This window comes from Nocardia sp. NPDC055002 (genome assembly GCF_053608825.1).
Genome location: NZ_JBSGWE010000002.1, coordinates 893,469 through 913,197 on the forward strand (window position 1 = coordinate 893,469; position 19,729 = coordinate 913,197).

At 64.8% G+C, this 19,729-nt stretch carries 18 protein-coding genes and 1 tRNA gene; 7 read left to right on the forward strand and 12 right to left on the reverse strand.

What is annotated here, in order from left to right; all coding sequences use genetic code 11:
* Positions 1–111: 111 nt before the first annotated feature.
* Together ACWF99_RS11410 and ACWF99_RS11415 are read right to left on the reverse strand one after the other, a co-directional pair.
* The gene (locus tag ACWF99_RS11410) at positions 112–735 is read right to left on the reverse strand and encodes a TetR/AcrR family transcriptional regulator (RefSeq protein WP_452535768.1); all 624 of its coding nucleotides are present in this window, start codon (positions 733–735) and stop codon (positions 112–114) included.
* A gap of 194 nt (positions 736–929) precedes the next feature.
* On the reverse strand, positions 930–2,321 hold the full coding sequence (locus ACWF99_RS11415; protein WP_452535769.1) for a lipase family protein: 1,392 nt from the start codon (positions 2,319–2,321) through the stop codon (positions 930–932).
* A gap of 330 nt (positions 2,322–2,651) precedes the next feature.
* On the opposite strand from ACWF99_RS11415, the gene ACWF99_RS11420 reads away from it, so the two are divergent.
* The 6 genes from ACWF99_RS11420 to ACWF99_RS11445 all read left to right on the forward strand — a co-directional run bounded on the left by ACWF99_RS11420 (position 2,652) and on the right by ACWF99_RS11445 (position 9,354).
* Positions 2,652–4,100 carry a lipase family protein gene (locus ACWF99_RS11420; protein WP_452535770.1) on the forward strand — a complete coding sequence of 483 codons (1,449 nt, stop codon included), beginning with the start codon at positions 2,652–2,654 and terminating at the stop codon, positions 4,098–4,100.
* A gap of 111 nt (positions 4,101–4,211) precedes the next feature.
* Positions 4,212–5,999, forward strand: a complete 1,788-nt coding sequence (locus ACWF99_RS11425; protein WP_452535771.1) for an AMP-dependent synthetase/ligase — start codon at positions 4,212–4,214, stop codon at positions 5,997–5,999.
* 284 nt (positions 6,000–6,283) lie between these two features.
* Positions 6,284–6,907, forward strand: coding sequence for a TetR/AcrR family transcriptional regulator (locus ACWF99_RS11430; protein ID WP_452535772.1), 624 nt, complete (start codon positions 6,284–6,286; stop codon positions 6,905–6,907).
* Positions 6,908–7,008: 101 nt separating this feature from the next.
* Positions 7,009–8,712: a CocE/NonD family hydrolase gene (locus ACWF99_RS11435; protein WP_452535773.1), complete on the forward strand. Its 1,704-nt coding sequence runs from the start codon at positions 7,009–7,011 to the stop codon at positions 8,710–8,712.
* 69 nt (positions 8,713–8,781) lie between these two features.
* Positions 8,782–8,854 (forward strand) — tRNA-OTHER (locus ACWF99_RS11440).
* Between the two features lie 107 nt (positions 8,855–8,961).
* A complete protein-coding gene (locus ACWF99_RS11445) occupies positions 8,962–9,354 on the forward strand; it encodes a nuclear transport factor 2 family protein (RefSeq protein WP_452535774.1) in 393 nt (130 codons plus the stop codon).
* Between the two features lie 15 nt (positions 9,355–9,369).
* Here the strand turns inward: ACWF99_RS11445 and ACWF99_RS11450 are convergent, their stop codons facing one another.
* Complete coding sequence (locus ACWF99_RS11450) at positions 9,370–10,650, reverse strand: cytochrome P450 (RefSeq protein ID WP_378627918.1); 1,281 nt, start codon at positions 10,648–10,650, stop codon at positions 9,370–9,372.
* Positions 10,651–11,068: 418 nt separating this feature from the next.
* On the opposite strand from ACWF99_RS11450, the gene ACWF99_RS11455 reads away from it, so the two are divergent.
* A complete protein-coding gene (locus ACWF99_RS11455; protein ID WP_452535775.1) occupies positions 11,069–11,818 on the forward strand; it encodes a TetR/AcrR family transcriptional regulator in 750 nt (249 codons plus the stop codon).
* Positions 11,819–11,865: 47 nt separating this feature from the next.
* Here ACWF99_RS11455 and ACWF99_RS11460 read toward each other — a convergent pair whose 3' ends face one another.
* From ACWF99_RS11460 to ACWF99_RS11500, 9 genes are all read right to left on the reverse strand, one after another.
* Positions 11,866–12,066 carry a hypothetical protein gene (locus ACWF99_RS11460; protein WP_378627919.1) on the reverse strand — a complete coding sequence of 67 codons (201 nt, stop codon included), beginning with the start codon at positions 12,064–12,066 and terminating at the stop codon, positions 11,866–11,868.
* 33 nt (positions 12,067–12,099) lie between these two features.
* Complete coding sequence (locus tag ACWF99_RS11465; protein WP_452535776.1) at positions 12,100–13,173, reverse strand: oxygenase MpaB family protein; 1,074 nt, start codon at positions 13,171–13,173, stop codon at positions 12,100–12,102.
* 194 nt (positions 13,174–13,367) lie between these two features.
* Positions 13,368–13,718: a hypothetical protein gene (locus tag ACWF99_RS11470; RefSeq protein ID WP_452535777.1), complete on the reverse strand. Its 351-nt coding sequence runs from the start codon at positions 13,716–13,718 to the stop codon at positions 13,368–13,370.
* Between the two features lie 15 nt (positions 13,719–13,733).
* Entirely contained in the window at positions 13,734–14,312 is a 579-nt protein-coding gene (locus tag ACWF99_RS11475; protein ID WP_452535778.1) for a hypothetical protein, read from the reverse strand.
* 24 nt (positions 14,313–14,336) lie between these two features.
* The gene (locus ACWF99_RS11480; RefSeq protein ID WP_452535779.1) at positions 14,337–15,533 is read right to left on the reverse strand and encodes an MCE family protein; all 1,197 of its coding nucleotides are present in this window, start codon (positions 15,531–15,533) and stop codon (positions 14,337–14,339) included.
* On the reverse strand, positions 15,530–16,609 hold the full coding sequence (locus ACWF99_RS11485) for an MCE family protein (RefSeq protein WP_452535780.1): 1,080 nt from the start codon (positions 16,607–16,609) through the stop codon (positions 15,530–15,532). The genes ACWF99_RS11480 and ACWF99_RS11485 overlap by 4 nt, the downstream gene beginning before the upstream one ends.
* Positions 16,606–17,679 (reverse strand): MCE family protein, encoded by a 1,074-nt coding sequence (locus ACWF99_RS11490; protein ID WP_452535781.1) that lies wholly within the window; start codon positions 17,677–17,679, stop codon positions 16,606–16,608. The genes ACWF99_RS11485 and ACWF99_RS11490 overlap by 4 nt, the downstream gene beginning before the upstream one ends.
* Positions 17,679–18,710, reverse strand: a complete 1,032-nt coding sequence (locus tag ACWF99_RS11495; RefSeq protein ID WP_378627927.1) for an MlaD family protein — start codon at positions 18,708–18,710, stop codon at positions 17,679–17,681. The genes ACWF99_RS11490 and ACWF99_RS11495 overlap by 1 nt, the downstream gene beginning before the upstream one ends.
* Positions 18,707–19,729 carry an MlaD family protein gene (locus tag ACWF99_RS11500; protein WP_452535782.1) on the reverse strand — a complete coding sequence of 341 codons (1,023 nt, stop codon included), beginning with the start codon at positions 19,727–19,729 and terminating at the stop codon, positions 18,707–18,709. The genes ACWF99_RS11495 and ACWF99_RS11500 overlap by 4 nt, the downstream gene beginning before the upstream one ends.

The following is a 19,729-nucleotide window of genomic DNA, read 5'->3' on the forward strand; positions in this document are numbered from 1 at the left end:
ACTCGGGTACTTGCCGCAACACCGCAACCGCAAGGCGTGCTCGGCATCGACTCGAACGACGGCATGAAGCGCCGTTGCTAGTGAATCGGCCTGCGCGGTCGGCAGAGGGTTTCACATCACGCTGATGAGGAAGCGCGTCAGAACCTCGACCAGATCCTCGAGCTCGGCGGACGTTCCACCGATGCTCCACTGATGAACCAGCGCCATGAGCGCTCCGATGAAACCCGTTGCTGCGGCGCGGAAACCGCCTGCGGGAACGAAGTCCGGGTCTCGCGCCTGCTTCAGTTCTGCCGTGAAGAACTGTACCCAGATCTCACGCTGGTCGACCCGGTGTTTCTCGACATCGGCACTCACGCCGACGATCTCGACGAAAGATACACGTGCACGATGGGGGTTTATCCCGATCGATTCGGCGTAGGCACGCACAGCGATACGCGCCCGCGTGGGCGCGTCCACATCGCCGGCCTCGCTCAGCGCCTCGACCACCGCCCGACGCGCATCAGCCTGAATCAGGTCGTATACCGCCAGCAGTAGTTGCTCGCGGTTGCCGAAATGCTCATAGAATTGCGCGCGGGCCAACCCGGCGGCTTTGCACACCATCGTGATGGATGTGCCTTGATAGCCCTGCTCGCCGAACACGGCGAGACCAGCTGTGATGAACTGCTCTCGCCGTTCGGCCCGGCGATCCTCGACCGGGCGACCGTCGTAGACACGTGGGGACCCGCTCGCAATCACGCCGTCAACTCTAGTGGCCCGAGCGCGGTCGGTTGATAATGGGCCGTTCGGCCACGGTCACCCGAACGCAGTGGCCCGGGTGACCGCAGATCAGGTCGGCACGCTCGCTGACCAGCGGAAAACGCTGTCAGCGGCAGCCGATGGACAGTTCGGAGCAAGCCGATGATTCGGCGGTCCACTCCGAGTTCGCTCGACTATTTCGCTCCGATCGGTTTGCCGAAGAACGACGCGATCGTCTCGCCGAAGATGGACGCGAACAAGGTCATTCCGTCCGGATTCAGGGCTAGCCAGCCCGCATCGGTGATGTTGCACCCGGGCTGTGCGGGAACTCCGTCGAGTCGATCCTTCAACCACAGCAGCGCCGGCGCGGCCCCGGAGATCTCCGTTGTGATGTGCTCGGCAAAGTGCTCGCGCGTGTATTGCACTGTCGCCGTGGGGCGTTCGCAGTAGGTGTGTACCAACGTGTTCACCGGACCGACCGGGATGAGTTCGTCCGGGTTGGCGTTCCAGATATACATCGGCATGTCGGGAACAGACTTACCCATGCGGGTCTTGTCCATGGTCGCCATCACGACGGGGTCGCGCAGCGGGTCACCGCCGGGAGTCCGCAGCATGCCCGAGATGTTCAGGAAGGGCACCAGCGCGGTGTTGTACTGCACGCATAGCCCACCCTTGACCGTAGCCAGACCTTTGCCCAGTGGGTCGAGGTCTCGGTTCAACATCTCCGTGAAATCCGGATATTCACGCGAAAGGCCGAGGACCGCAGCGTAGATGATCCCGGACCACGCCCCGTTGTTGCCGTTGCTGAGCACTGCGCCGAGATCGGCGGGAACACCGCCCTCGGCGGCACCCACGATATTGAGCTCGGGTGCGTAGCTTTGTTTCAGCTCGGCCGCGTGGCCAGTGGCGATCGCGCCGCCGGAGTATCCGTACATGCCGATGCGCGCGTCCGGCGTGACTCGTAGCGGCTCGAAACTCCGGGCGGCCCGAATGCCGTCGAGGGTGATCCGGCCGGCCAGTGGCCCAGCCGCGTAGGCGCTGTCGGGCCCCTGATGGTCGGGGATCACGACGGCCCAGCCCTGCTGCACTGCCGCTTGTGCGATCACGAACTCTGCCGGAGCGACGATCTGGCCGGCGAGGATGGCGGGTGACCATTGCTGTACGGCATAGGACGGCGCGCAGTATCCGGCCAGCGAATCCTCGGCGATCTGCATTGACACCAGCTTCGACGGTGTCGAATTCCGCGGCTTGAGTACCGTCGCGACGGCCGGGATGGCCTCGTCGCGGCTGTTGTTGGACCGGTAGGACACCTGCCATGCATCGACGTTGAGCGGGATGACCCCCACGTTGGCGACGTTCACCTGGCGCGCGGCGATGATCTCACCGGGTGCTTTCGCCGCGACGATGTCGGCGGCAGGTCGGTAGAAGGCGGGATCGAGCTCCGGCGGGGCCGGAATCGGAGCAGCGGGCTGAACCACAGTCGGCTCGGCCGTGCTGGGGGCAGCGCCGGCGATCATCGCGATTGCCATCGCCCCCGCCGCCAGCCCCATCAGACGGCGGCCAGCCGCCCCTGGACGAAAGTTCATCTACCCAACCTCTCGAGTGTGCGCCACTGCACTGACCCAGACGCTGCGTGCTCCAAGTCGCAGCGAAACATTAGACGTCATTGTCTATGTATGTCCAATCTCGATCGCCGCTCGTGGCCTGGCTGCTTGCCGTGCCTTGTAGCAGGATCGTTTGAGGTCGGCATGCGTGCACTCAACGCGCTCGGGGGGCGAAGCCTATGGGATTGAGCGTCTGGGACAGATGTCCTTCGTTGTCGACTCAGCTGTGACTTGCCTCATCTCTCGCCGGATGGGTAGTGTGCCCCACATCTTAGATATTCGCGTCCAACAATGATGCTGGGAGTGCTCGATATGGCCGCAGTGAACTGGCGCGCGCCGGTGAGAGACCGTCACGGCCGAACCAAGTCGCGGGCCCGTTCGCTCGCGTTCGCCGTGATGATGGTCGCGGGGACCGCTACGGTCGTCGTCGCTCCAGCGTCGGCGGTGCCGTTCGACGGAGTCGTGCAGCCCGCGCCGCCGTTCGTGAGTTCACCGGCGATACCGGAGTTCGATTCCTTCTACCGTCCGCCCGCGGACGTCGTCGCAGCCAAGCAGCCCGGCGAGATCATCGCCGCGCGGCAGGTCAACGTCGCGACCTATAACGTGCTGCCGCTCAATGTCGATGCCTGGCAGCTGTCGTATCGGTCGAACAACAGTCGCGACGAACCGATCGGTGCTGTCGCGACCGTGCTGAAGCCGCGCGGAGAAGTGCCACGCGGGTCGCGCAACTTGCTCTCGTACCACATGGCCGAGGACTCGACGGGTAAGTACTGCGCCTCGTCGTATTCGATCCAGCAGTGGGCGCTGCCCGGCTTCGTGACCGGTCAACTGGTCGCGCCGATCGGTTTCCTCGAGGTCCAGGTGGCGTTGCAACAGGGCTGGGCCGTGGTGGTGCCCGATCATCAGGGGCCGAACGCGGCCTTCGCGCACGGCCCATTGGCCGGGCGGATCGCGCTCGACGGCATTCGCGCGGCCGAGAACTTCACGCCGATGGGTCTGGACGGGGCGGCGACCAAGGTCGGGATGATGGGCTACTCCGGTGGTTCGGTCCCCACGATGTGGGCGGCCGAGATGCGCAAAACCTATGCGCCGGAACTGAATATCGTCGGCGCGGTCTCCGGCGGAACAGATGCCGACCTGGGGGAGTTGGTGAATCTGGCGAACAACAACGCGGCCTCCGGTCTGGTGTACGCGGGCATCATCGGCCTGGCGCATGAAGAGCCGGAGTTCGCCGCCTTCCTGCGCGAAACGAACAATCCGCTGGGGCAGGCACTGCTGACCGGAAAAGACCAGCTGTGCGTCGGTTTCCAGGCCGCACTGTTCCCGTTCATGAACATCAAAGGACTGTTCGATACGCCCGGAGATCCCCTCGCGACACCGGCTGCCCAGGCGGTGATCGAGCGCACCCGGATGGGTAAGAGTGTGCCGGACATGCCGGTGTTCCTGTACCAGGCGAACATGGATTGGCTGGTGCCCGTCGGGCCGGTCAACAAGCTCTACGGCACCTACTGTCAGGATCCGAACGCGCGAGTGACCTACACCCGTGATCACTTCAGCGAGCATCTGAGCCTGGAGGGTATCGGCCTGCCGAGCGCCATGATGTGGATGCGTGATCGCTTCGCTGGGGTGCCGGTCGAGAGCGGTTGTCAACTCGATGAAGTCGGCTCCATGGCGTTGGATTCGCGCACGTGGGGGGAGTGGGTCTCGATCATCGGCGGTGAACTGGCGGCCTTCTTCGGTCAGCCCATCGGCACCCGCTGACGCTCTCGGTCGGGTCGGCTCGCGGATCGCGACCAGGCGACTTTGTGCGCCGGGCTTCGTGATCGTTCAATGTTAGACGTGATAGTCCAAGATGATTGAGGAGGTCGCACCGTGCAGTTCACGGCGCCCGCTACCGAGACCGTTCCCAGCGACGCGGGCCTTGCCTCGGTGGTGTACGAGTTTGCCCGCACCGAACCTGGATACGTGCCGTTCCAGGTTCCCGATGGTCGCGGCGCGTGGTCCGACATCGGCATCGGCGAGTTCGCCGCCCAGGTGACCGCAGTGGCGAAAGGTCTGATCGCCTCGGGGATCGAAATGGGTGATCGGGTGGCGATCATGTCGGCCACCCGCTACGAATGGGTGCTGCTGGACTATGCGATCTGGGCAGCCGGAGCCTGCACCGTTGCCATCTACGAGACTTCGGCGGCCGAACAGGCCCAGTGGATTCTCGAAGATTCCGGCGCCGCGCTGCTGATCGTCGAAACCGCCGAACACGACATGACCGTGCGCGAAGTCGCCGAGGCGGCACCAGGATTGAAGGAGGTGCTGAGGATCGACGACGCAGCGATCGCGACGCTGACCGGGCGCGGTGCGGGACTCGACAACGATGTCGTCGCCGATCTGGTGGCGACCACCACCGCGAGTACGCCGGCGACGTTGATCTACACCTCGGGAACCACGGGCAGGCCCAAGGGCGTCATGCTCACCCATGGCAACCTGCGCGCCGAATCGGCGGCCACACGCTCGGCACTGGCGGACACGATGTCGGACGGCGACAGAACGCTGATGTTCCTGCCGCTGGCACACGTGTTCGCCCGGGTGATCTCGATCGGTGCGGTAGAAGCCAAGGCTACAGTCGCTCACACCTCGAATTGGTCCACGCTGGTCGACCAATTCGCCGCGTTCAAGCCGACTTTCCTGCTGTCGGTGCCGCGCGTATTCGAGAAGGTGTTCAATTCCGCCGAGCAGAGGGCGCATGACACGGGTCGGGGCGTCGTGTTCGACTACGCCGCCGCCACCGCCGTCGAGTGGAGCAAGGCGATCGACACGGGTGGCCCGGGGCTGTCGTTGCGCGCACGCCACTTCTGCTTCGAGCGCCTGGTGTACGCGAAACTGCGGGCCGCGCTGGGTGGAGAATGCCGTAGCGCGGTCTCCGGGGGCGGCCCACTCGGGGCACGACTCGGCCACTTCTATCGCGGGATCGGCCTTCCCGTATACGAGGGCTACGGTCTGACCGAGACCACAGCGGCGATCACGCTGAACACCGCCACGCACTCGCAGGTGGGGTCGGTGGGCAGGCCACTCCCCGGCCACTCTGTACGTGTCGCCGAAGACAGCGAATTGCTGGTACGCGGGCCGGTCGTGTTCGACGGTTACTGGAACAATCCAGAAGCGACCGCCGACGCATTCGACGACGGCTGGTTGCGCACCGGCGATCTCGGCACGGTCGACGTCGCGGGCTATGTCACCATCACGGGCCGCAAGAAGGAGATCCTGGTGACCGCGGCCGGCAAGAATGTCTCCCCGGCGCCACTCGAGGATTCGCTGCGGGCGCATCCGCTCATCAGCCAGGCGATGGTCGTCGGCGACGGGCAGCCGTTCATCGCCGCACTGATCACTCTGGACCGTGAAGCGTTGCCGGGATGGCTGGCCAGAAAGGGTCTGGCGACAGATACCCCGATCGAGGTACTGGTGCACGCGCCTGCGGTCGTAGACGAGATCGACAGCGCAATCGGTGCGGCCAATGCCAAGGTGTCCAAGGCCGAGGGAATCAAGAAGATTCGGATCTTGCCCGACGAATGGACGCAGGAAGCGGGGCACCTCACGCCGAAGCTGTCGCTGAAACGGAATGTTGTCATGGCACGGCACGCCAAGGACATCGCCACGCTCTATATCTGAGCAAGTTCGTACCGGCCCACTACGTGACAACGCCTCCACGGATCGACGTGCTGAATGGTGGTGGGTGACGGCGCGCCGTAGCTTTCTGAAGTTCCCAATCATCCGAGGTGACATCGGGTGTGGGGTTCGATGTCCGGGTGGCGCGAGATGCCCCGGATCGGGGAGGCGGCGCGAACGTCAAGGTCCATATCCGGCCTGCCTACCGACCGCTCGACAGGCTGGTGACGGGGTATTCGGCCGCCAGTACGATTGTGCGGCCACGACAACGAGAAAGGGGGCGTGAGATGGCGCGTACCTTGGTCTCCGATCAAGCCGGCCGCGAGACTCGCGCACGGATCCTGAAGGCAGCGCTCGAGCTGTTCTCCGAGCGGGGCTACGCGGGGACCTCGATCACCGCGGTCGCGAAGGCGGCTGGACTTTCCGCACCCGGTGTCCTGCACCACTTCCCGGACAAGCAGACGTTACTGATGGCGGTATTGGAAGATCGGGGCAGGCTGGTGGCGGACGAGCAAGACATCAGCTATGAGGACCTCACCCTGACCGACGCACTCGAGCTCATGGTGCGCACCGTTGAGGAAAACGTGCACGACCGCGCAGTCATCCGCTTGGAGCATCTGTGCGCGCTCGCTCCCGGCGACAGTTCGGAGATGGCCGCGCAATGGTCGCGCTTGCGGCTGGACCGACTACGCAGCGCTTCGGAGGTCGTGGCCGAGCGTTCATTGCGCAACGGCGAGGTGGCGGCAGTCGAGCCGGCCGACATCACGAGAATGGCCGATCTGATCATCGCGACTCTCGTCGGGCTGGAACATCTGTGGCTGTTGGACGAGAACTTCGACATGGTCGCGGGCATGCGGACATTCACCAGCCTGCTCGCCAACCAATTCGGTCTTGCGATGCCACCAGCCTGAACCACGAGCTTACTTAACGGTATTTAAGCCAGCTTTGCGTTGCATCGGCGCCTATGTCACACTCGATCGGATCTTGTTGTGAGCAGAGGCGGGAATGGGACGTGGAATTCGAGCGGGTTCGGTTTGCGAGGGCGCTGAGCGCGGTCGCGGTATCGGTGTTGGCCTTGTCCGCTGCGGCGGTTCCGGGGGCCGCGGTCGCTGCGCCCGGCGATATCAGCGTCACCCCGCTGTGGTTCGACATCGCGACCGGTCCCGACGGTGCCCAGCGGTGCACGATCGAGGGTGATCTCTACCGGCCGGCCAGTGCGTCGACCGCCACGCGGGTCCCGGCCGTTCTCTCGACCAACGGCTTCGGTCTATCCAAGGAAGGTCTGTCGGGAACCGGGGCGATGCTCGCTGAGCAGGGATACGCGGCATTGATGTATTCGGGTCTGGGATTCGGTGATTCGACCTGCAAAGTCGGTCTCGACAATCGTGAGTGGGACGGCCGCGCCGCGCAGCAATTGGTGAGTTTCCTGGGTGGCGCGGCGGGGATCGCGTATACCGATCCGGCGCTGAAGAATTCGGCAGCACCTGTCGACTTCATTCAGACCGACGAGCGCGGCGCGTCGGGCGAAACGCTCGCTCACGACCCGCGGGTGGGGATGTTGGGCGGATCGTACGGTGGCGCAGTGCAGTTCGCCGCGGCTGCGACCGATCCACGCATCGACACGATCGTGCCGATGATCACCTGGAACGATCTGAGTTATGCGCTGTCACCCGACGGCGCTGTCGGCCCCGCCGGACATGGCGGTGGCGGAACCGGCGCCACCAAGTCCGCGTGGGTGACCGGCCTTGCGGCCATCGGGGTGTTGTCTCCCGGTGTCGAGGGCTACCTCGCTGACCCGTCGCGGATATTCCCGTGCCCCAATTTCTCCGACTCGGTATGTCCGGCACTGGGTGTATCGCTCGCCCAGGGTTATGCCGGGGCCGAAGAAGCTGAATATCTGCAGTCGACCTCGGTCGCTGACTACATCGACAAGGTGCGGGTACCGGTGCTGCTCATGCAGGCACAACGCGATTCCCTGTTCGATCTGCAAGAGGCCACCGCCACCTACGACGGGTTGAAACAGCGCGGCGTCGAGGTGAGCATGATCTGGCATCACCGTGGACACGGCGCCGACCCGATTCCGGGCGAGCTGAACGAACTGGCGCCGAACCGCGACTCCGACTACCTGGTCTCGCGCTACCTGGACTGGTTCGACCGCCACCTCAAAGATGAACCCGTTGCACCGGCTCCCGAGTTCTCCTGGTTCCGTGACTGGGTTTCCTACGAGGGCAACGCCGAACCCGCGTACGCCACCGCACCCAGTCTCGACGAGGCGGCCACTCCCATCGATCTTCCGCTCAGCGCCGGTGTCCTGCCCCTACGTTCAGGCCCCGGTGCCTCGCCCGAGGCTGCGGCGTCCTGGACCGGCGAGCCGCTCACCGACACCCTCGTGCAGGTAGGGGCGCCACGAGTAACCCTGAATGTGTCCGGTGCCGCGGCAGCGACCGCTGCCGAAGCTCCAGTGCTGTTCGTGACCGTGTACGACCTCGCCCCTGACGGCACCGCAACGGTCATCGGCAACACCGTTCCCACGCGGATCAGCTCCGACGCCACCGTGGAGGTGACGGTGCCCGCTGCCGTGCACCGTTTCGAGCCGGGCCACCGCGTGCGAGTCGAGGTAGCTGGGGCCGCTCGAGGGTTCCGTCATGGATTGGTGCCACGCGAGGTCACGGTCGCCGTCACCGATCTCAGCCTGCCGGTCGCTGCGGGGAAATAGGCGCTGGCGAGCCCGTGGCCGTTGCACGCCAGTCCATGTCGCTAAAAGAGTTGGTGCTGAACACTATTGGGTCTCTATGGGTAAGGTCTGGACAACTGAAACGCGCGCCAGAGGGTCGCAGGTTCAAATCCTGTTGGGACCTCACTGTCCTTCTTCCCAGGGCGTTCCATGGAACACGTGTGGCCACAACCCCCTTCGCGCGCCGGTCGGCATCACCTGACAGTCTCAGCCGAACGCGAACATCGTGGCGTGAGTGCGACATCGGCTGGCAGGGTGGGGCGCATGGAGAACTTGCGGGACGCTGAGCGGCGGTTGCAGGCCGCGCAACTTGCTGGGGATGTGCAGGCGCTGGATCGTCTGCTGGATGACCGATTGATCTTCACCTTCGGCGCGGACGTCTACACCAAGGCCGATGACCTGGAGGTTCACCGCACCCGGACGCAGGTGGTGACAGCCTTGGTCGAGGAAGAACTGAGCGTACTCACCGACGGGCGTGCCAGGGTGACCTGGTTTCTCGGGACCGTCGAGGGGACCGTCAACGGCGAGCCTTTCGGGGCCAGGATGCGTTACACGCGTTCCTGGTTGCACGACGATGTCTATGGCTGGCGGATCATCGCAGCACATGCCAGCACGACGGATTGATGGTCGGTGCGCTGTTCAGTTGACCAGAATCGGCGCCCCGTCGGACGGCACATTCGTGATATTGCGGACCCGGCCCCGCGTCGTCGCGGCCGCGGGCAGGGACAGGACGTGGCGGCGCAGGATCTCTTGGAGCACCGCCGCGCCCTCCATCAGCGCGAAACCCGCTCCGATGCACCGGCGCACCCCACCGCCGAACGGCAGCCAGGTATTCGGCGCCACGCTGCCGTCGAGGAAGCGGTCGGGCCGGAACACCGCGTCCGGGAAGGCCTCTGGCCGCTTGTGGGCGAGCAGGATCGAGGTCGCGACGACGGTGTCAGCGGGCAGGTCGTAGCCGCCGATCGTCATGTCGCGGGTGAGCTTTCGCACGACCCCTCCGATGACCCAGTGGTAGCGCAGTGCTTCCTTCATCACCGCTTCGAGGTAAACGGTGTCGCCGTCGAGCGCGGCCTGGCGGGCGAGGTCCTGCTGGGCGGGGTTGGCGGCCAGCTCGCGTAGCGCCCATGACAGTGCGGCCGAGGTCGTCTCGTGCCCGGCGGCGAGCAGGGTGACCAACTGATCGCGGAGTTCGTCTGGGGTGAGCGGGGTGTCGTTGCCGCTGCCCGCTGCCATCAGCCGCGACAGCACATCTGCGCCCGTGGCGTTGCTGCCGGTGCGGCGCTGCTCGATCTCGGCGTAGAGGTGGGCGTCCAGACTGGCCCGATCGTCGTGGAACCGCTTCCAGGGTCCGCGTTTTTGCAGGGCCGGGTAGCGGGAACCGAGCAGGGTGAGCGGTGCGATGTCGGTGATCCGGCGCATAGGTGGACCGAGTAGGTCGCGGCGGCGCGGATCGGCGACACCGAGCACTACCTCGCCGATGACATCGAGGGTGATCCCGGTCATCGCGTCCAGGCTGCGGACCGTCGACCCAGCCCGCCAGGTCTCCACGTGGGTGGCGGCGATCTGCTCGATCATCTTGCGATAACCGGTCATAGCGGGCCCGGTGAAGGCGGGCATCAGCAGGCGGCGGGCACGAGCGTGCTCGGCTTCGTCGGTGATGAGCACCGAGTGATCGCCGAGCAGCGGACGCAGGATGCCGTTGCTCTCGCCGGCGTGCAGGTCGGTGGGGGAGGCGGCGAAGATCTCGCGGACGTGTTCGGGGCGGGTGAACACGACCAGATGACGGGCGTAGGGCGGCACCAAACGCAGAGTGAAGGTGTCGCCGTAACGGCGAGCGGTGGCGGTCATGAACCGCTCCCGCGCTTGCACATACCGGATCGTCTGCGCGATCGCGGGTAGTCGGGGGCCGGGCGGGTACATGGCGACGGTCCTCTCATGGATACTTCACTCCACGGTAACCCCGGGCGGTGGCGCCGGTGACATGGACGGTGTGACGATCGCCGGAGTTGCAGCGTTGATGGCCGCGCATCCGACTCGGGAACGCCTGTGCGAGCTGCTGATGCCCTCTATCGATCCGGCCGTCAGTCGGATGCGCTGCACCAGTTCCACCGCACGAAAAAGCAGCGATGAATTGGGTGTGGTCCCCGGCGTCCGCTGCTCCGTTTTTACGAGAATATCTTGGCTCATGATTCGTCCCTTGAATCCGCTGAGTCCGTACTGCGCGGAACCGAATCAGGTATTGCGCGCTGACAACGTCCGGGCCGGGTTGCGATTCGAATTCTAGGCTCACTGATGAACCATTTGCGGCGGCGAGCATCGGAGAATTTTTTGCAGGGGATTGCTGACGACCGCTGCCGGAATGGGAGATGATGTAGTGGTGAGTACCGAAAGCATGTCGGCGAACGTTCGCCCCAAGCGCCGCAACGGACCCCGACTACCGCCGGACGAGCGTAGAACGCAGCTGCTCGACGCCGCGCTCCGTGTTGTCGGGGATGCCGGGCTCGCGAACTTGACAATGCAGGCAGTCGCCAAGGAAGCCGGCGTGGCAAAACCGGTGCTCTATGCGATGTATCCCACAGCACCGGAGCTGGTGGCGCACCTGCTGCACCGGGAACATTCACGCGGAATGGGGCAGGTCTTCGCGGCTATGCCGCGTGACCTGCACGAATCTGACCCTGATCGCGAGTACGTCGCGGCGGTGATGGCCTTTCTCGAATCTGTCGCCGCGGCTCCGACCCGCTGGCGTCTGATCCTGCTGCACAGCGACGGTGCGCCGTCCGACTATCGCGAATTGCTCGGCGCTGCCCGCGACAAGCTCCTCGATCAGTGTGTCGAGCTGTTGGCCGCCGGTTTCGCTGTACGCGGCGGCCCGCATGAGGCCGACATCGAACTGATCGCCCACGTCATGCTCGGATTCACCGAAGTGCTGGGACGGATGGTGTTGTCGGATCCGCAACGCTTTCCGCCCGAAAGGTTGCGCCCCACCGTCCGATCCATGGTCCGGACCTTGCCCAACGAGCCGGGCGCCGCAACTGCTGGGATGGAGAGAACGGTGTTCGGCCCAGCTGGGCTGCATATCGACAGCTGACGGCACGATCCGCTCACCGCATACGGTGAGCGGATCGTGCCGGTCGTTTACCGGAGATCGATATCGGCAATAATCAACACAGGCCAGGCGATCACCTCGCCGATGGTGGAGAACAACCGGTCGAGTCCGTGCAATTCGCCCAAATGGCTGTCGTGGGTGATCAGCCAGATCACACCGATCGCAAAATAGGGGACCCCACCGGCGATTGCCAGATACACCATCTGACGGATGCTGATCTGTCGTTCCATGAGCTTTGTCAACATTCTTGCTCTCTATTCTGTTCAGGCGATGCCGCCGAGGATTTGCTGCGACTCGATGAGCCCCTCGTCCGAAGGGGGTAAGCCTTCGCCCAAAACGCGGTTGCGTTGTTTCTGGCGGAGTGCGTGATGGGCTTGCGAAGGGATGTCGTATCCATATGTTTTCTGTGCCTGCCGGGGTGTCGTCGTCACCGGGTTCTTCGGCACTACTCCGAGCAACACAGGCGCCGCTACCGGTACCGTGGTGGGGGAGATCAGTTGCAGTAGTAGCAATTGCAGCCGGGTGTTCAAGCTGACCAACGTCATCGCCGCGCTCAGCCAGGGGATCACGAGGAGGTCCAGCGCCCGCCCGGTCGGCAACCCGGCCATTTCCCGCATCCAGCGCGGCATCGTGGCCAAAGTTCCGCGCCGAAGGAACGCCGCGACCAATTTGAACAGTGGTCGAAGCACGAGGGGCATCGGCGGCAGCATCACTTCGGCGTCGAGAAGATGATTCATCGCCTTCTTGGCGATATCGGATCCGATGAGTTGTGGCCGCATGCGTTCGAAGTACTGCGCGATACCCTCGCGGGTACGGGGAACATCGGCAGGGTCGCAGGTTTGGAGCTCGGCGGCGCGGGCGCATTCGTGCCAGTACTGCGATTCTTCGTCCGGGCTGAGTCGCCCGGGTCCGAACTTCTCGTAGGCGACCAGCAAGGAATGCCACGCGGTGAGGTGGATCCACAGCTGTGACTGCGGATCATTTGCGTCGTAGTAGCCGCCGGTCACTGGATCGATTCCCACGGCCTTGGAATGGATCTTGACCAGGATGTCGGCCACGCTCGCCGTCGACCGACTGTCGGCGAACATCACCATCGCGAAGTATCGCAACGTGCGGTCGTAGCGAGTGCGGGGCCGGCTGTAGATCGCACTCGTGGTGTCCACCGCCGCGATCAACGCGGGGTCGAGTTCCTCGATGACGACCGCACGCTGGAAACCGATGGTCAGCCCGGTCGGATAACTCCATACCCGCCACGCGACGGAATCGGGTCCGAAGAACCCGTAGTCCTCGGCGGGCGCCACCTCCGGTAGCGACAACCAGGTGCGTAATGCTGCCATGCGCTTCTCCCCAAAATATCTGCTGTCGGGTCGCTGTGACGATCCGTGTTGTTGATTACTACGCGTGTGTAGATATTGAGTAAGATATTAGCAGTGCCTATCCGGAACCGCTACGGCTATCGCGGTATTGCGGCCGGAATCCGAACGATAGAAAATGCCCGATGAATTGCGCGACCCACTATTCTCGGGGCGTGCTAGGAACGGACAGTGCGTACTGCGCGGGCGAGCAACCACACGCAGGTCGCGAGCCCTATCGCCGCACAGGTCAGTAAGAGCGCGGCAGTTACGGCGTAGGCGGCCCAGACGGGCAGCAGCTGTTCGAGCCCGCGGACCAGAGCCGCCAGGGCGAATACTCCACCGAGAGTGGAGGTCACGGCCGCTATGGTCACAGCGAGCCCGGCCGCGACAGCGAGTCGCAGCCGTCCTGCGAGCGCGGTCGCGAGACGGGCGGCCCGGCGTCGGCCTCGGCGCGCGGCGGAGCTGTGCAGCGCGCCGACCAGCAGCGATTCGGAGTTGTTGTGGGGGAACGTAGTCTGGTCGGTCATCGGGCATCCTGCCGATCAGTGGGAAAGTGACGGGGTGCTGACCTCGCTGACCAGCCAGCGGTCGGCGTCCTTGCGCAGCGACATGCTCACCGAGAGTTGTCCGGGCGCCGGGGCGCCCTTGGTGCCGAGGCTGGTAATGGTCTGATTGATGACGGCCACCGCCCGTGCGGTGGTCTCGTCGGCTGACTCGATGGCGCAACTGACATTGCCGACGGTGGAGACCACCTGCCCCTGTGTGAGTACGTCGCGCAGATCCCCGCTGGTGGCGTCGAACTCGGTCTTCCATTCACCGGTGGCGCCCGCCAGCACCGCGGCGAAATAGGTGTCCAGATCCTTGGCGTCGTAGCGAGCCAGAGTCGGGGCGTAGGCGCACGCGGCCTGGTGCGCGGCGTCGCGCGCCTGCTCGCGGGACCGGATCCGGTGGTTGTCCACGGCGAGAAGGCTCGCAGTGACCACGGCGATGATGGTGATCACGACCGCCGCTGGAATCGTGATGCGGCGCAGTGGGAGTCGTGTCACCGCGATCGCAGATTCGGCGGTTTCCGTCCTGGCGTCGTCGGAGTCGGCGTGCGGTGGTTCGAGTTCGGTGCTCATCGGTGTCTCCTGGGTGGGTTCGAGTTAGTTGGCGGGCAACGGAACTGAGAGCTCGTCGCCGGTGACGCCGGGCGGCGGACCTGATCCGTTGTCTGGACCCGCTGGGCGTGGTGCGTTGGCGGATCCGCGGATCTGAAGCTCCGGATGGCTGGTGACGCAGTAGTTGTAGAGGCGGTTGCGGCCGTCGGAGACCTGGGCGGGAGAAACCGGGATGGTCTCGTACTCGCAGGTGGGGCGTGGCCAGATGTCGGCCATGGTGTGGAAGGCGTTGTCGTGGGCGGGAATCCCGAGCGCGACCACGCCTGCGCGCAAGGCCGGAAACAGGGCTGACATGGCCGGAGTCCGCAAACGGGCCGCGCGGGTGATGGCGACGAAATTGGTCACCAGGTTCGTGAGCGGATCGCTGGTCTCGGTGAGTACTCCACCGAGGGTGGCGAGCCGACCCGGTCCGAGGTCGAGAAGTTCACGGACCTCGTGATCGGCAGCGTTCATCTGATCGAACAGCGCGCTCGACCCGCGCACGAGGGTGGTGAGGTCGGGTTGGGCGTGCGAGGTGGTGTCGGCGATGACCCGCAGATTGCGAATCAGCTCTGTGGTCTGCGGGAGCAGCCCGGTGAGTCCGGTCATCGCCTGGCTCAGACCGCTGATCACATTCCGCAGCACCTCGGGGCCGCCGGCGAGGGCACGGTCGAGTTCGTCGACGATCACGGTGAGCCGATCCGGGTTCATGCCGGCGATCAGTGCGCCGGTGTTGTCCAAGAACGAGTTGATCGTCACGGGCGTGCTCACCTGATCGGCGGGCACGGTCGCCCCGGCCGCGAGGTAGGGGCCCTCGTGGCCGGTCGGCCGAAAGTCCAGATACTGCTCGCCCGCGGCGGACAGGCGCCCCACCGCGATCGGCGTGCCGAGGGGGATTCTCGTGGAGCTGTCGATCTCGACGTCGGCGAGGATGCCCGTGCTGTTGAGCGTGATGGCGCGAACCTTGCCTACCCGCACGCCGCGCACGGTGACGTTGCTGTGCGGCAGCAACCCGCCGGAGCTGTTCAGCTGGACCTGCACCGTGTAGGTCGTGCGCAGTGGTCGTACTCCGACGACGTCGACGGCGATGTAGCCGGCTCCGATGACCAGCATCCCGACCATGCCGAGCATGGCCCCGAAGGTGCGGTGGCCGTACGCCCAGCGTGCCAGCCGGACGATGAGAGTGGCGGCGCGCCCGATCATCGGTGCCCTCCCTGGAGCCGGCCGAGGACCCTGGCCAGCACCTGGGCCAGACTGCCGATGAACGCGGTGCCATCTGTGCCGTCGGGCAATCTGCTGCCCTGCGCATCGGAGAGTGCACCGATATCCAGATACGAGATCCGCGCCGCGACTGCGAGACTCGAGCCCTCCATGGTCGCCCGAACCGTCGGGCTCAAGGTGTTGAGCCGATCCAGGGTGGTGCCCAGATTGTCGCCCATCCGAGTGAATCCGGTCATCAGGCCCTGCACGCTGTCGAAGAGGCTGAGAAACTCGGGACCGGTGGTCGATGTGAAGTCGCCGAGCGCTGCGGTCACTGTGGACACCTTGGTGGTGAGATCGGTGATGGAACGATTGTTTTCGGCGATCACCGCGATCAGATCAGGGAAGGTGTCGGCGGCCTGTCCGAGTTCGGCCTTGCGGGCGCGCAGCGTCGCGGTGAGTCCGTCGAGCCCGTGCAGGACCGAATCTATCTGCCCTGTGCGCTGATTCAATGCGCTGAGGGCCGCGGTGAGTTCGGTCAGCAGGTGCGACAGCTGCGGTCCTCGTCCGCCGACGATCGCGTTCAATTCCGAGGTGATGCGAGCGACTTGGTTCATCGCACCGCCGTCGAGCAGCATCGACATGGCCGTCATGAGCTCCTCCACCGAGGCACCCGCCGAGGTGTGTTCGCGGTCGATGACATCGCCGTCGGCGAGCAGCGGCGTGCCGGGACGGTGCTCGGGCAGAATGATCGCAACGTGAATGTCGCCCAACGGGGTCGGCTGTCGCAGTTCGGTTCGGGTGCCTCGGGGTAGCGAGATATCGCGGCTCACCTCCAGCTCGACATCGGCGAGGAAGTTCGTCGTATCGATACCGGTGACGACCCCGACATCGGTGCCGCCGATCTTGACTCGGGCTCGCTCGGGCAGGTTGAGCGCGTCGTCGAATACCGCGCGCAACCGGTAGGTCGGCCCGTCGACGCCGGGGCGGGGCAGCGGGACATTGTCGACGGTCACCGTGCACGAACTGATGCTGAGCGCGGTCAGTGCGGTGACGGTGAATTGGGTGGTCCGTTTCATTCGGTGAGTCCCAGCAGTGCGGCGGTCAGACCGAAGTCCGGACCGAAGTCCATCAGTTTTCCCGTCCGGCAGCCATCGGCGCGCAACGCCAGCCGCGAACACAGCAACGACAGAGTTTCGTTGTCGAGCAACGATTTGTCGGTCAGCAGATGCAGTCGTAGGACCCGCTGGTCGGTGTTGACCGCGCGGGCAAAGTTGTCGCCCAGCAGCGGTGTCACGTCGACGATCTCGGTGAGGCCGCGTGCGTTGTCGCGCATCTGGCCGGTAATGGTGACCAGACGGTTCACCGCGTCGGTGAGTGGTGCACGGTTCTCGTCCAGCACCGTGGAGGTGTTGGCGATGAAGTCGTTCACCTGGGTGAGTACCGCGGCCAAGCCTGGGGCCTGTTCGCCGAGCAGGGCGACGAGCTCGGTCAGCCGTCCGCTGAAATCTCGGACGGTTCGGTCGTTTCCGGCGATCATCGTGGTGAGGTCGTTGAGTTCGATGATGGTGCGCGAGATCTGGTCACGATTGGCCAGCGACACCTCGAGCGTGGTGGAGAGCGCGGCGAGAGTCTCGCGAATTCGGTCGCCGTTGCCGTCGAGCATCGGGAACAGCACCCGGCTGGCCATCGGGCCGTTCGCGTTGTCGCCCTTCAACGCTTCACCGAGTTGTTCGAAATTGCGCAGGATGCGGTCGAGTTCGACAGGGGTTCTGGTGCGGGCCAGCGGAATGTGAGCGCCGTCGGTGAGGGTTGGCCCCTCTCCGGTGTAGGTGGGGGTCAATTCGACGTGGCGGTTGGTGATGAGCTGCGGGGAGACCAGTGCCGCCATCACGTCGGCCGGCAGTTCGATACCCGGCTCGATGGTCATCCTGACCTCGACGAACGCACCCTTGGGTTCGATGGCGTCAACCCGGCCGACCGGGACTCCGAGGACCGCGACGTCGTTGCCGACGAACAGGCCCGCAGCGCCTTCGAAGTCGGCGGAGAGGTGAATGGCATCGGGTCGCAGGGATACCGGGATCGAGGAGCAGCCCGCGCCGATGCCGGTGATGATCACCAGTGCGAAACACTGGAGCAATCTGCGCATCATTTGCACCCTTCTACCGCGTTCGCCAGGCACAGCCAGTTGTCCGGGAACAGCCACGGCATATAGATGTCGCCGTAGGGCCCCTGCGCGAACGAGTTGTTGAATTGGCGCACGGCCACCGGCATCACCTGATACAAGGCATCGAGGTGTTCGCGGTTCTTCTCGAGACCCTGCGACATCGTGTTCAGGTTCTGGATGAGCGGGCCCAGCCTGCCGCCGTCGTCGATGCCCATGTCCTGCAGGATCTTCGAGGCGGCCGCGATATTGTCGAGCAGTTCCCTGATCAAGTCGCGACGCTTGACGACGGCGTCGCCGATCGCTTCGCCCCTGGTCAGCAGGACCAGCACGCTGTTCTGGTTGTCGGAGATCAATCCCGACACCTGATCCATGCTGCCGAGCAGCTGGTCGACCTCGTCACGCCGGGACGCGATCACTCCGGCCAATGCGCCGACGCTGTCGAGCGCCTGGGCGGTGAGCTGCGGTGAATCACCGAGCTGAGTGCTGACCGCGTCCAGGCTCGCGCGGAGCGCGTTCGGATCGAGCCGTTCGAGGTGCTCGAAGGAATTGCGGTACTTCGGATCGTTGACGACCTTGGCGAGGTTGTAGGGAACAGTGGTGGCTGTCAACGGGATTCGGCCACCGGGCGGCTCGCCGTCGCTGCCGGGATCGAGTTCGACGTGCATCTTGCCGAGGATGGTCGACATCTTGATCGCCGCTTTCGCGTCGTGCCCCACGTTGAGGTCGGGCCGCACACTCATCGTGACCAGGACACGGTCCCGTTCGAGCCGCACCGAGGTGACTGTGCCGACTTCGATCCCGGCCACGTCCACACTGTTGCCGGTTCGCAGTCCTGCCGCCTGGGCGAACTCCGCGTGGATGGTGTCCTCGCCGAGATGTACTCGGGAAAGCACCCCCGATCCGACGACCAGCACCAGCACAGTGACACCTGCCGCGATGCCGAGGGCGAAGTTTCGGTTGCGGAACGCATCGCCCAGAGTCGTGCGGACAAGGGAGAACAGGAACTTGATCATCGGCAGACCTCCGAGTGCGCGTTGCCGCCGACCTGTGAGAACACGTCGCGGGGGAAGATCACGCCCCACAACGAGATGTCCAGGCTGCAGACATAGGTGTTGACGTAGGTGCCGTTGCCGCTGATCCTGGCCAGTCCGGAAAGTATCAGGGGCAGTTCGATCGCTGACCGGTCCAGGCGCTCCCCGTTCGACAGCAACAATTCGACCCCTTGGCCGGCCTGCTGTTGTGCCTGGGCCATTCCCGGCGCGACCTCGGCGATCAGGTCGGTGAGTTTCGTTGTGGACTCGGCGATCCCGGTGACGGCGCCCTGCAGCACCGCGCCCTGTTCGTACAGGCCGCTCACCAGGGCGCGGGACTGGGTGATCAGGGTCTCCAGCTCGCCGCTGCGATGAGCCAAGCTCGCGATGACGTCGCTGAGATTGCTGATCACCGCGCCCAGGATCTCGTCGCGTTCGGAGAAGGTCGTGGCCAGTGCGGCGGCCTGGGTGACCAAGGCCGACAGCGACACACCGTCGCCCTGGAGCGCCTGCACCAGGGTTTCCGACAGTGAATTCACCTCGTCGGGTTGGAGCAGGCTGAACAGCGGCTCGAACCCCGACAGCATCGTCGAGACATCGAACGATGATTCGGTGCGCTCGAGGGGAATCGAGCCGCCGGCGGGCAGGGGTTCACCCACCGAGTCACCCAGCGCCAGTGCGACGTAGCGCTGGCCGATCAGATTCTGATACCGGATCAGTGCTTTCGTGGTGGTGCTCAGGTGCTGCCGGGACTGCACAGACAGGGTCACTTCGGCGTGCCGCCGGTCGACCAGTTCGATCGCGTCGACCCGGCCCACGCGCACCCCGGCGATCCGCACGTCGTCTCCTGTGCGCAAGCCGAGTACATCGGTGAAGGTCGCACTGTAGCGGTGAGTGTCACCGGGAACTGAGCGTTGCAGGGTCGACCAGATCGTGTATGTCGCGATCAGGGCGAGCACGACAAAGACTGTGAGGCCGAAATAGACAGTGCGCGAGCGCAT

Bases quoted from the DNA above. Each gene is read 5' to 3' on its own strand.
- ACWF99_RS11495 (WP_378627927.1), bottom strand. From the start codon at position 18,710: ATGATCAAGTTCCTGTTCTCCCTTGTCCGCACGACTCTGGGCGATGCG.
- ACWF99_RS11500 (WP_452535782.1), bottom strand. From the start codon at position 19,729: ATGCGCTCGCGCACTGTCTATTTCGGCCTCACAGTCTTTGTCGTGCTC.
- ACWF99_RS11415 (WP_452535769.1), bottom strand. From the start codon at position 2,321: ATGAACTTTCGTCCAGGGGCGGCTGGCCGCCGTCTGATGGGGCTGGCG.
- ACWF99_RS11460 (WP_378627919.1), bottom strand. From the start codon at position 12,066: ATGGAACGACAGATCAGCATCCGTCAGATGGTGTATCTGGCAATCGCC.
- ACWF99_RS11480 (WP_452535779.1), bottom strand. From the start codon at position 15,533: ATGATCGGGCGCGCCGCCACTCTCATCGTCCGGCTGGCACGCTGGGCG.
- ACWF99_RS11420 (WP_452535770.1), top strand. From the start codon at position 2,652: ATGGCCGCAGTGAACTGGCGCGCGCCGGTGAGAGACCGTCACGGCCGA.
- ACWF99_RS11450 (WP_378627918.1), bottom strand. From the start codon at position 10,650: ATGTACCCGCCCGGCCCCCGACTACCCGCGATCGCGCAGACGATCCGG.
- ACWF99_RS11475 (WP_452535778.1), bottom strand. From the start codon at position 14,312: ATGAGCACCGAACTCGAACCACCGCACGCCGACTCCGACGACGCCAGG.
- ACWF99_RS11470 (WP_452535777.1), bottom strand. From the start codon at position 13,718: ATGACCGACCAGACTACGTTCCCCCACAACAACTCCGAATCGCTGCTG.
- ACWF99_RS11485 (WP_452535780.1), bottom strand. From the start codon at position 16,609: ATGAAACGGACCACCCAATTCACCGTCACCGCACTGACCGCGCTCAGC.
- ACWF99_RS11465 (WP_452535776.1), bottom strand. From the start codon at position 13,173: ATGGCAGCATTACGCACCTGGTTGTCGCTACCGGAGGTGGCGCCCGCC.
- ACWF99_RS11490 (WP_452535781.1), bottom strand. From the start codon at position 17,679: ATGCGCAGATTGCTCCAGTGTTTCGCACTGGTGATCATCACCGGCATC.
- ACWF99_RS11430 (WP_452535772.1), top strand. From the start codon at position 6,284: ATGGCGCGTACCTTGGTCTCCGATCAAGCCGGCCGCGAGACTCGCGCA.